This window comes from Bifidobacterium asteroides (assembly GCF_003202755.1).
GTDB lineage: Bacteria > Actinomycetota > Actinomycetes > Actinomycetales > Bifidobacteriaceae > Bombiscardovia > Bombiscardovia asteroides_F.
Window position 1 is genome coordinate 247,140 of sequence record NZ_QGLK01000004.1, and the last position, 12,547, is coordinate 259,686.

The 12,547-nt window shown below is 45.7% G+C and carries 9 protein-coding genes; 5 read left to right on the plus strand and 4 right to left on the minus strand.

The window, feature by feature from the left end; genetic code table 11:
* Nucleotides 1-442: 442 nt before the first annotated feature.
* Nucleotides 443-1,678, minus strand: a complete 1,236-nt coding sequence (locus tag DKK74_RS05100; protein WP_110413094.1) for an MFS transporter — start codon at nt 1,676-1,678, stop codon at nt 443-445.
* 1,461 nt (nt 1,679-3,139) lie between these two features.
* Between DKK74_RS05100 and DKK74_RS05105 the strand changes: the two genes are divergently transcribed.
* From DKK74_RS05105 to DKK74_RS08830, 5 genes are all read left to right on the plus strand, one after another.
* Entirely contained in the window at nt 3,140-3,955 is an 816-nt protein-coding gene (locus DKK74_RS05105) for an MFS transporter (protein ID WP_146210543.1), read from the plus strand.
* Between the two features lie 773 nt (nt 3,956-4,728).
* On the plus strand, nt 4,729-6,021 hold the full coding sequence (locus DKK74_RS05110; RefSeq protein ID WP_110413096.1) for an MFS transporter: 1,293 nt from the start codon (nt 4,729-4,731) through the stop codon (nt 6,019-6,021).
* Nucleotides 6,022-7,118: 1,097 nt separating this feature from the next.
* Nucleotides 7,119-7,859: a glucose 1-dehydrogenase gene (locus tag DKK74_RS05115; RefSeq protein WP_110413097.1), complete on the plus strand. Its 741-nt coding sequence runs from the start codon at nt 7,119-7,121 to the stop codon at nt 7,857-7,859.
* A gap of 158 nt (nt 7,860-8,017) precedes the next feature.
* Nucleotides 8,018-8,551, plus strand: coding sequence for a FadR/GntR family transcriptional regulator (locus tag DKK74_RS05120; RefSeq protein WP_258334464.1), 534 nt, complete (start codon nt 8,018-8,020; stop codon nt 8,549-8,551).
* 38 nt (nt 8,552-8,589) lie between these two features.
* Nucleotides 8,590-8,817 (plus strand): hypothetical protein, encoded by a 228-nt coding sequence (locus DKK74_RS08830; RefSeq protein WP_258334478.1) that lies wholly within the window; start codon nt 8,590-8,592, stop codon nt 8,815-8,817.
* Nucleotides 8,818-8,945: 128 nt separating this feature from the next.
* Here DKK74_RS08830 and DKK74_RS05125 read toward each other — a convergent pair whose 3' ends face one another.
* The 3 genes from DKK74_RS05125 to DKK74_RS05135 are packed head-to-tail and all read right to left on the minus strand — an operon-like array spanning nt 8,946 to nt 12,524.
* On the minus strand, nt 8,946-10,436 hold the full coding sequence (locus DKK74_RS05125; RefSeq protein ID WP_110413098.1) for a GntP family permease: 1,491 nt from the start codon (nt 10,434-10,436) through the stop codon (nt 8,946-8,948).
* Nucleotides 10,437-10,475: 39 nt separating this feature from the next.
* Nucleotides 10,476-11,354 (minus strand): sugar phosphate isomerase/epimerase family protein, encoded by an 879-nt coding sequence (locus DKK74_RS05130; RefSeq protein ID WP_110413099.1) that lies wholly within the window; start codon nt 11,352-11,354, stop codon nt 10,476-10,478.
* Nucleotides 11,355-11,360: 6 nt separating this feature from the next.
* Nucleotides 11,361-12,524 carry a Gfo/Idh/MocA family protein gene (locus DKK74_RS05135; RefSeq protein WP_219997353.1) on the minus strand — a complete coding sequence of 388 codons (1,164 nt, stop codon included), beginning with the start codon at nt 12,522-12,524 and terminating at the stop codon, nt 11,361-11,363.
* Nucleotides 12,525-12,547 lie beyond the last annotated feature (23 nt).

Below are 12,547 nucleotides of genomic sequence, written 5' to 3' on the forward strand. Positions count from 1 at the left end.
TAAAATACAACAGACCCCCAGCGAAGTGCGCCCGTTAGTGCATAAATAACATACACAGACATCAAAAGAATGTATGAAAAATATAAGAGCTATACGAGGTGTACACACGGTAATACAACGTGTCAAAAGCAATGGCTTACTCACTGCTCCACTGGCATACGTAAGAAGCTAACGAACCCCAAATCCATGCGCCAAAATTGCACTCAAGAAGCTGGCTATCAATGAAGTCCCAGTCAAAGCAGTAGTCAACGACGCACGCAAAGCAGCCCCTGAGTTGCATTTGTTTTAGAAAACTGTCGCTTTGTAGGTCGATGCACTATAGCATGCCCTGAAAACTCCGTGGAAATTGGATCGATAGCTTTATCAAAGCATCCCGCCCCTATCTCAGATATAACTATTCTCTTTAACGATAAAGTCCTCATGGATATCTTTCACGCTGAAACTAATCGTTATGCACCCTCACAAAAGTCATCAACAGTATACCTACTATTGAGACTACGAAAAGTTCAACCGCTGATATTCCGATACCTAATCTTGAACCTATCTTATTGGCAACAAATCCGCCAAGTAAATAGCCTATAGAATTCACACCGATTAGAACTGCCTTGTATATACTCGTGACCCTACCAAGGTATTCTTGCCCAACTTCATTCTGTCGATTCGTGATTATACTGATATTGAGAATCGACTCATTAATCGCAATGCATGCAATAGAAGAAACTAAAATTACTAAATTCGTGCTTAATGCAAATACTGTCCGAAATAGAGATCCAGCAATAATCGACAGTACCAATAGTTTACCAAACTCGATTTTTTTATTTAACCAATTTACTACGACTGTTCCGATTAGGGCACTGACTGCTGCGATGGACAAAATCAAACCAATTTGGTCAGAAGAAAGACCTATTTGTTGACGTAAGACGATCAGACTATCGTTCTGAAAGTTAGCCGATGCCATATTAACCAAGGCGGCAAGCACAAGAGGGTACAGAACAGCGCGAATTTTAGCAGTGTATCGCACCCCATCCTTTATATCTGTGAATACTACATTTATACTGTACTTAACAGAGGATAACCTTGCAGAAGGGTCGCTCTGGGATACCAGAATTATATTATTCACCAGCAATAGGCTAATTAAATAGAAAACCGCGCAAATTGCAGTCAGCAAACTGTGAGGAAAATATTTATACAGCACTCCCCCTAGTATGGGTAAAGCGAAATTGACACCATACTGTATTCCGTAAACCGTACTGTTTAATTTCGAAAAATCCTCTTTTTTGACTAAGAATGAAACAAAAGTAATTTCCGACACTGTACTTAAAATATTCATAACACTTACTGCAAGCGAAACTATGTAAATGACAAAAATCATAAATGCTGACGGTATTTTCAACGCCAATGCGAGAGCAAGAACCGAATAACTCAGCAACCTGATCAAATCACTAAAGACGATGATCTTCTTTACATCTAATCTATCTATTATCGCACCTATCGGAAGACCCAAGATAAGGAACGGTATTGTTTCGATTGCAGAGATAAATGACAGATGTATTCCGCTACCTGTTATATCCAGTACCATGAGAGGTAACGCAAACATCATTAAAGAACTCCCAAAGTTATCTGTAACTACTGAGGAAAGATATAATCTGTTGTTCCTATTCTTTAATAAATTGTCCATGAAAATATCCGAGGCCTTTATCTCCGATTAGTATTACTTTATATGAGTGAACGTCTCGTTCTAGAGCGACAGCATCCATACAAATTACGACTATTTAATCTAAATCTACTAGTTTCTCCACCATTAGCTCGTCCATAGTGTTATTCGATACAGTCAAATAGTAGCAATTGTATATGTCATAATTTATTTAAAATCTTGATCAACCACGGGAGATAAACGGATATAAATGACTAACAAAATCATTATTACCCTCTTGTATCGAACCAATTCTGCAAGTTGGGCATGACCGGGGAATGAGTGAGGGTTCCCCGTCAGTTGCTGCCCCCCCCCCGCAAGCGTGGTACCGGGCGACAGGGGGGGGGGGGCATTTTTGCTCAAAAGAATTGATGGTTTGGGTCTGCCGAACATGTTTTGTATAGAATTCCAAGGTGTCACCTAAAGTTGATAGATCAATTGAATCTCTGGGTTGAGATCTGGATAGTTGCTCTAAATGATCAACTTACGTTAACGATTTTTACCTCAAATTAGAGACAATCGTCATATGCTGTCCATCGGTAATCCTTATCTGCTTCAAAAAAAAATTAAACTGTCTGTTTACCCGAGTAACGCAAAAGTCTCTCTCGTTCTCCTGGATTTTGCACAAACGAACAGCTGACGTATGAAGAAGTAAAATTGTTAAAATACTATAGTTCAACAACTACTAATCTATAGTTTTGAATTTGCCAGTAATAATAGGACCACTTCGGAGCACAAAGGTAACGGCCTTATCAGAAAAATGATAAATAATTTGCATATCATTTTTCGAAGATTGCAGACATCAAACTTTTATCCAATACAGGATGGTTATTAACAATTCCACGGTCAATCCCTTGACCGTACCAGGCTGACCCTGCTGCCACAGGTCTGTGACCTTGCTGAAAAGCCTTCAGGAATATCGGAGATCCGCGCATCGGTTCGAACATATTCGGTTCTCAACTCCTATGAACATCTCATCGTCTGCGTGCCATCGTTCAGAGAGCACCAATCCGACAAACCATTAAGAACCATCACGAACACTTACAGTGAAGACCAAATCCATTCAATGACATGGTTCATCCGGCTTCAGATAAGAAGAACAATGATCAAGATTCCGGAGAACATCACGTCGAACCGGAACCCGCTTAAGGTCTCAAATACAAAAGTCTTAGCCAGCTACGATCCTGCCATATCTGCATCATGCCCTGCTTCGAATATTGCCTCAGCATTAGTGAACCACCTATTCCTATGACGCATCCCAAGCGTAGCTCTTTGTCACTAGAGCTTGAAGCCATCTTGATGCGAATCAACTGGATTGAACGACATTGTATTAGGCGAAGGATCAACGCTCCGTATTTACCACACAGTGTAGGGTTTATACGAAGGCGAATATAGAAAACCTGATTGAAATTGCAGACTCATTCGTAGGTCCAACCGTGAGCGTTTTTGGATACACTCACGATACGGAAAAGTGACCGGATAAATTATATTCTCCATCAGCCCAAGAAAGAGAATTATAATAAAATAAGAACGAGTTCAACTGCAAGATTGGCAGTGAAAAGGTCTAGAGGTCTTTCCACGATAGCATGTGGCCAAATTGCTTCTGTCCTTATTTTTTATACTCCTGTAAGTGCTGTCCTCCTTACCTCCAGAGGCCTAGACTACTCAGAGATTTTCACGCTGGAAAGCGTGCTCCTCCTCTCAATATTGTTAGTCGAGATGCCCTCTGGTGTTTGGCGGATAAAGTTGATAGAAAGCGCCGATTATATTGGGTTTGCGCTTAGTGCTGTTTCAAATATAGTCTATGCACTAGGCCAGGGCTTTGCTTGGTATGCGGTGTCCTACAGCATGAGTGGTTTCAGCATTGCGCTACTCTCAGGCATATTAGAAGCATACGTTTACGGATCTCTTGATAAGGATGCAGACAAGCTTGCAACAGGGATCTTCGGCTTCTATAAATCACTGGAACTCATAAGTGGCGTGCTTGCCTCATTGTGCGGATCATACCTCGCTCACCTAAATATCTCGTTTCCCGCATATACAACCGCTATGGTCTCGTTCATCGGGTTCTTATTCATGCTTAGACTGCCTTCTATTCCTGTGAGCAATCGCAAACACAGTACAAGCAAGAGGTCATTTCTGCAGGATTTGATGAAGGGAGCAAACGTATTGATAAGAAGGCCTGTTCTCGCTTTCGTTAGCATCACATCTAACGCTTCGTTCGTGCTTTTCAACGCTGTTTATGCGTTAAATCAACCCTAAAATGAACATACGAATTTGCCTATGTCATACTGGGGCTTGCTGTCATCCACTGCTCTTATTTTAGCCGCAGTTTATAGCTACCTTTCTGACAAGCTTGAGGTATATCTGGGAAGATCAAAAGCTCTCTTTTTAGCCTTTACTATAGGGGGCAGCTGGTTTCGCGCTCATGGCAGTTCCTTCACCAATCGTTGTAGCGATCGGATTCCTGCTTGTCGTAATGGGTATGAATGGAAGGGGACCCATAACTTCGGCAGTTGCGAATAGTCTGATTCCGTCTGATCAGCGCTCCACTGTTCTTAATATTCCGAGCTCGCTAGGTGCTTGATTGGCATGGTCTGCAACTCGATCATAGGTTGGAGTGCGGATCGAAATACCGCAATCACTACTATTGGAATCGCCGGGATTTTAGTTCTGATTGCGAACAAATATATGAAGAATACCTAATGGCTGTACGCATATCGAGCAGTAGCACCAACATGGGAAATCTGATATATAAATGCCGCAAAGATGCAGCATATCGTTTTCAAGAAGACAAGATTTGATTAAGAAGTCCCCGAAGCACTTGAACCTAAACTCGTGGAGCATAAAATACGGTACTGAGCCGAAGCGCGAATTTTACTAGACCCAAATCGGCCATTTTAAAATCAGAGATAAACAAATCACGGAAGGCATAATATTATTTATTAAGGAATTTGAATTCCACACGATGAAATCCTTGAAGGTTAACAACATTCTGCTGACTGAGCCATAAGTAGACGAAGGATGTATGCCACATGTTAAGTAAAGCAGCGACAACATTCGTAGCCCTCAAAGACGTTTTGAGACACAAACCATTGGTTACATTATCGCTTGGTGCTTTCTTTACCAGTCTTGTCGGTGGAATCGTTAATCTCTTACTGACCATTCATGTATACGATATTTCGGGATCGTCGCCACTAGCGGTCAGTGCCCTTTTTTTAGTTACCTTTATGCCAAATTTAATCGTAGCTCCGCTGTTTTCTGGTATAGCTGACAAATATAATCGCAGAATTGTTTTAGCAGTGGGCGGAACGCTACGAGCTCTTTGTTGTTTGTTGCTCGCATTTAACCATAACATTGCTGTTTCATTTATTCTTGCTTTTGTTATAACAAGTATAGCTGCGGTTATGAAGCCAGCGCGATATGCAAAAGCTGCTGAACTAGTTTCAGATTCAAAACTGTCAGTTCTCAATTCTGTTTTATCTTTCATGATCAATGCTGCAGGTATCGCCTCAGGCGCCCTTGCCGGTTTGCTCACCAATTTCAACAGTAGCGCTGCATTTGCGGTTGCTGCTTTTGGTAGCTTAATTGCTGCTTCACTTGACGGTTGCTATTCACATGAGGAGCATAATTCGAAGCGAACTGTCGATTCACACAATGATTTTCGGGAAAGTCATAGTATTTCCTTCTGGGTTAAGTTAAAAAGGATAATTTCTTCAACCAACATTCGATTGAAAAATGTTTTAGGCCTTATCAAAAAGGAACGACTTCTTGCTGCCCTGTCCATTGTTGTTCTTGCACTTTGGTTCGGCCTCGGACTACAAGAAACTCTACTCGTTGTTTTCACCCGTACGGTGTTACATGCTCCAAACTCTGTTTACGGGTATTTGAACACAATTGGATCCATTGGGGCACTTATCGGAGCAGCACTAGCTGCACCTTTTTCCTCAAATACCCGATCAGCAATAAAAAGTTTGCCAATGTCCCTCATCGCTTCTGGAATAGCCTTCTGCGCGTTTGCATTGAGCGGTCAATCTCTGATTTTCGCTTTCTGCAGCTTTTTTGTATTTTCTTTATTCTATACAATTGCCAATGTAATTGAAGAATTACTTGAGCAAGTTCTCTCCCCCAATGAATACAGAGCTTCTGTGATGTCCACTATAGGCGCGGTAGGTACGGTCGGATATCTAATCGGAGGATCTCTAACCGGCTGGTTATCAGACTTAGTCGGTCCTACGAATACCGCAATTCTAGCGGCAGCTAGTCTAATAGGCGCAGGAATTTTTGCGGGATTGACTATGATTCGACATCGAGTAGAAAAGGTTTAGCCTTATGCTGCCTGGTGAGAAACAGCATTTAGTCGATAATCATAATTCAGTTTTAAAACCGTGGGATCAATATAATGTCCACCAAGGGTACTTGCATCCATTTAGAAGTTCATTTGGATTGAAGCTGGACTGCAAAAGAAGGAAAATATAGATTTCTCTCCAGTGAGAATCATTCAGATTGGTTCGACTCAGAAGAAGAGATAGTTTCTTATATCAATATGAGGGTTCTACAGATATTCTAACTGGTTATATTTTGCTATATAAGTAGGTCATGTTTCGAAACTATATTGGGTGGTTCCAGACGGAATTTAGTTCTCATCTCCTGTGTCATTCATGTCATTGCTCGAAAAACAGGCTGGAACAATAAGCGTTAGCTCACTACTAAGGTTTTTGCTCAGAGGCCCATACTTATTTGAGCTGAATCACTGTACTGTGATTGTGGGCGAGCTTAAGGATCTTCCCGAGTTTAACGAAAACGATAGAGTTTTACTAGATATTGGTCTTGATTTCTTTTCAAATTACCTGAAGAAAGCCAATATCAATGATTTGTGATGTCCATGCTTCTCGTTATTAGATTTCGAAGTATTTGAATAACTTATTATGCAATGATTATTTCTATTTGTTTCTCAAAACAGCGGATACGCATCTGCTGAACTGACAGAAAAGTTGGATTTTGTATATCGTAATTTTGACACATTCCCCTCTGGACTAGATTTGCAAGCTACCCATCCCCTCGATAAAGGGCTCATACCTAAGCTATAAGCACGCCTGCGCAACGTTGCACAGATGGGATTCTGGGGGGATTTATAGTTGGGAGTTACTGTCGTTCCTATCGTTTACCTTCTTACAGATGTGAGTAACACAACCTTGGCGTCGGCCCAGGAGCCAACAGGACCTCACATGGAGACTTGACAACCATAGCGGATTCTTCCTATATCTGCCATATGGGCGTTCATCCGTCAGGCCCCAATCCGACAGGCTCGCTTGATCCAGCTCAAGCTCGCATGATAGAGGAGCCACCCAGCTATCGACCACATGACTAGCATAGACATGGAGCGAGTGTGCAAGGCGCACACATATGAACAAGGAGGTCAACCATGGCACGACTGGACGGTAAAGTGGCAATTATTACTGGAGGAGCCAAGGGCTTCGGTCTGTCAACTGCACAACTGTTCGTGCAGGAGGGAGCCAAGGTGGTCATCACCGATCTGGATGAGCAAGGTGGTCAGAAGGCCCTAGACACCATAGGCAGGGACAAGGCAGCTTTCGTAGCCCAAGATGTCGCAAAGGAGGACAGCTGGGAGCCTGTCTTCAATGCCGCACGCGACAAGTTTGGCGAAGCCAATGTACTGGTCAACAATGCGGGCATCCTCTTCTTTGACGACGCTGAGCATATTGAAATGGACGAATGGCATAAAATTCTATCTGTGGATTTGGATGGGGTCATGCTGGGCGTCAAACATGCTATCGCGCACATGAAGGAGCATGGCGGCTCCATCATTAATATGTGCTCTATTGCAGGATTGATTGGCATAGCCAATCTGTACGCATACAACGCCGCCAAAGGCGCGGTACGGCTGCTGACCAAGTCGGCCGCCCTCTATTGCGCTCAGCAGGGATACCCAATCCGGGTCAACTCCATTCATCCCGGATACGCCCACACTCCCATGGTCGATGCCTATCCCCAGATGCGCAGCGATCTAGAGAAGCTGCACCCCATGGGTCGACTGGGTTCAGCCCGCGAAATAGCCAATATGGCCCTATACCTCGCCAGTGATGATTCTTCCTTCTCAACTGGATCCGAGTTCGTTGTTGATGGCGGGTATACGGCGCAATAACAAGTACACTCTGCTCCAGAGTAATCTGAGCAGCGGCCGCCCAGATTATGATGAAACGCTGGACGGCCGGGCACCTATTACAGCACACCTTTCCTGTGCTTATCCAAATTCCCAGAAGGAACTCTCTTCGGCCATATGATATTGATGATCTGTAAATTATGAGCACTACCAGCAGTCTTGAAACGTCACCGACAAGAACGGGAAGCGGCAAAACACTGAGTGCTTCGCAAAAGTCCCGCAGCAGAGCATCCGGCCACTGTGACACCGAAAAATCCGCCAGGCCCAATGCTGCTCATATTGCGGAGCTGCTTGCCATTGACATTATCGAGGGACGCTGGCCGCCTACAACGAGCATTACCCTGGCAGACATACAGCAACGTTTTTCGGTCTCCCGAACTATAGCCAGAGAGACAGCACAAACGTCGCAATCCGTGCAAGCTGTGAATATTAGAAAAAGGGTGGGGCTCATTGCCAAGAGCCTTGATCAAGGGAATTCATTGGACACGCAAATCATGTGTTGGGAATTACATTCCTCTCATCGTAAGGAACAGCTGCTTTCCCTAACTGAACTACGCTTGGCAGTGGAACCGATAGCTGCAGAAGATGCCGCACGAAGGGCTCCGACTGAAGTTCGTGCCTTGATGCCGGTTCTTGCAATGAAAATGCACAAAGACGGGAAATCCGGAAATTAGAGGAATTTCACCAGCTCGATATCCGATTTCACGATGAAATCCTCAAATACAGCGGCAACGAATTGTTCGCCTCGCTTTCACCGCTGGTCAACACCATGCTCTCCAGCAGGGTCGAACTAGGCATGTACCCAGCCAAGCCCAGACCGGAAGCCTTGGAGGCACATGATCAGGTGGCAGAAGCGATATGGAAGGGAGAACCTGACCTTGACAGAGAGGCCATGACTCGTATCGTCGACGAAGTATGGACCACAACTGAACAGGCCTGAACCTTGAAACTCTGCAAATGAATGAAGAAGCTGCAATTATGGCATAAACAGGTGCAGGCACCTGTTTATGCAGGTTAGCCCGCACCTGATAATGACCCGTTGGGTATTCGAGATTCCAGAATGTCTAATCAGACCCAGCCCAGGGCGCTAGCTCCGCAAAGCACAGCGAAACCGATGATTCCCCCCAAGGCATTCAGTGTGGTCAGATATTTGAGACCCTGTTTGGTGTTGAGATTGAACAGCGAAGTCATCATCCAGAAGCCGCTGCAATTGACGTGCCAGAATACCATGGAGCCGCAGCCGATAGCAAGAGTTGCGACGACCGGAGACAATCCCAAAGCGCCCATCATAGGGTTGACCAGTGATGCAGAGATCATGACTGCAATGGTCATCGAACCTGTGGCTCCCATCATCACTGCCGCCAGCACAAAGGGAATGATGACCGCAGGAACGCTGAGGTTGACAATCATGGCGCCTAGTTGCTTGACCATAGCATTATCTTGAAGGATCCCGCCCAAGGCTCCTCCCATGCCAATCATGATCAATGGGTCGATGGCGGTCTTCATGGCGCGACCCACCCAGCTGTTCATAGTGATCTCCAAGGCAGAAGACTTGTCGGACAAGGATGCATCGCTTTTGCGAGCGCTGGCGAGCACCTTGTTCTTGCGCCCGACAACCAGCAGAGCAACCAGGACGACCCCTACGAAAAGGGCAAATGTGGTGTTGCCTAGGGAATTGAAAACTGCATATGCTGTGCTGCCTTTCTTCACGCCAAGGGTTCCCAAGGATCCGGCGGCTATCAGAACCAGTGGCACAATCAGAGGCATGAAAGACCAGAAGGTCGAAGGAGTGCCTTCTTCCTTGATGTAGAGCTGATCGAGCGGGGCGTTTTCCGGCGCCTCCTCATAGCCAGCCGCGAATTCAGGATTTGGCGCGATGTATTCTCTGCCCAAGAAGGGTCTGCTGATGAGATAAGAGGCAACGAAAGCGATGAAACTGATGATGATGCCCCATACCATCACCTTGCCGATGTTGGCCTTGAACATGATGCTCACTGCTAGAATCCCCGGATGTGTCGGAACAAGTCCGTGGGTCAGTGTCAATCCCAAACAGACCAGAGGCGCAATCAGCGCCATAGTGATCTTCTTGCGCTTGGCTATGATGGCAGAAATCGGCGCGGTCAGGACCTCGGAAATATTTCCAAACACTGCCAACGTCATTACGAAAGCAGCCGAGGATGGCGCAAGCTCAAGGTGCTTGCCTCGGAAGATTCGTATGAAGAAATTAGTAATTTTTGTGGCTGCACCAGTGTCCTGGATACCCATGGCGATAATGGCGCCGAAGATGATGACAATGGCGATGCCCGCCAGAGTGGATCCGAAGTATTTATTGATCTTGTCCATGGTGTCGCCAAGAGAGCCGCCGAGCACCAAACCCAGTATTACGGCTATGACGAACAGGGAAATGACCGGATGAATCTTCAGCTTGATGGTGGTGTAGACAAGCAGTGCGACTGCTAGCACCAAAACTATAAGAAAAATTGTCGGTGTCAACGGTGTACCTCCTGGTATGTTGACGTTCTTGTCCCCTCTAAAGATGCGGTCAGCAATCGACGGCATAGTCGCATTTCCTGCTCACCGCATCGTTAGCTGGTATTGCTAGAAGACGATACCTGCCTTCTGCATCATTGATCGAGTGGACTGATAGGCATTATCCACCACCCACTGCGGCGAACGACTCCAATACTCGGGCCGGAATGTCTCGATGGATACATTGCCCTGGTAATCGAGGCGTTGAAGTACACGAAGGAAGTCCATCAGATCTATATTTCCTTCTCCGCAGAAGACCCTGTTGGATTGCATCAATCCTTGCATGGGAGAATCATCCGCGTCATTGATGTGCACGTCGAAGATCTTCTCCGGATTCACCAACTCCATTACAGAAAAATCCTGAAGATGATGATAAAGATAAAGGTTGCATGCATCAAAGCAAAGACCGACATTGCTCATATCGACTGCTTTGACAATGTCCCAAGCCCGTTCTACCGTCCTAACGGCGCTGTATTCGTGTCCAACCAATTCCAGGCACAGATTCACCTTGAATGGCGCAGCCATCTGCCCTAGGGTCATCAGAATTCGAACGCAGTTGGAGAATACCTCTGGCCACGGCTCATCATAAGGGCCTTCAAGGTCCGGCTTTCTATGCAGAGGCACCACCACGATCAGATATCTGGAACCGATATGCTGGGCTGCACGACAGGCCAGATTGAAATCGTTCATGGCGGTTTCTCGCTCGGATGGATCATCGTCTTGCGCGAATAGCTTCTCATACAGATAGAGGGCATTCATTGCATGAGGCTTCAGATGGCTCGTAGCGAAGAAATCTGATAGCTCATCAAGGTCGTGATCCTTCATGTAGTTCCTGAGCATGTCCAAACGGATTTCAATGGAATCAAAACCTGCGCGTTCGCATAATTTCAAATCAGTTGATAAATCAGAACAATCTCTAGAAGTTGCTTCGTTAAATCCAAGTTTCATAACCGATCACCGATCCTGACTGGCATGCAGGGGAAACTTGATGACAGCATCGTCCTTGGTACTCCGGTAGATGGCGGTAAACAGCTCGACCGTTCGGCGTCCTTCATATCCATCGACTAAGGGCGTGCCGTCTTCGATGACAGCCTTGAGGAAGTCCTCGACCTGCAGCTGATGATAATAGTGCATAGAATCCACGCTATTGAAGAAGTCGCTGTCCTCTTTCTTCCAAGATTCCAATTTATCGGCCTCGTCTTCAACGGTCCATAAATCGTTGTACGGGGGTTCAGTGATCGTTGACATTCCAGCGATGAACATTGCTCCCCCATCGGTCTGCACGCCGACCCCTGCGCCGTTGTCGCCATACACGTGCACCTTGCCGTACAACGCGGGATTTTGGGAATTGCTGACTACAACATTTCCTAAAGCGCCATTTTTGAACTTGATCACGGCGACGGCTGTGTCCTCTACCTCAATATAAGGGTGATTGAAATTGCGCCAAACGCCATAGACCTCATCAACCTCACCCATGTACCAAAGCAGCAGATCAAGTTGGTGCGGAGCTTGGTTCACCAGAACACCGCCACCTTCGCCATCCCAAGTTCCCCGCCATGGATCACTGTCGTAGTATGGCTTGTCTCTCCATCCAAGCATACGAACCGCGCCAAGCACTGGTTTGCCGATCTTCCCTGCATCAATCGCCTGCTTAATGCGCATACATGGTCTATAGAATCTACGCTGCGAAATTACTCCGACTTTCTTGTGCTCCTGTTCAGCCACAGCCAACATGGCATCACAATCCTCCAAAGACGAAGCCATCGGTTTTTCAACGAGAATATGCGCACCGGCCTTCATAGCTTCAATCGCCGGCGCCGCATGGGCCGGATGGGGTGTACAGATGCTGACAACATCTATATGCTCTTTGCTGATCATCGCCCGAATGTCATCGTAAGCGTGAACCTTGTACGGTTCAGCGAATTTCTGGGCTCTTTGAAGATTGCGATCGTACACTGCCACGAATTGCGAATCAGGCAGGTTTACGAAGGCCTTAGCGTGAAAGTCGGCGACTTTGCCGCAACCGATGATAGCTGTTCTTAATGTAGTCATTATTGACTCCCTTGTCAGAGTATATTGCCAATACTTTTTATGGACATCATCCATGTATTTCATCATGTCTGCATCATTTTGATTACTTT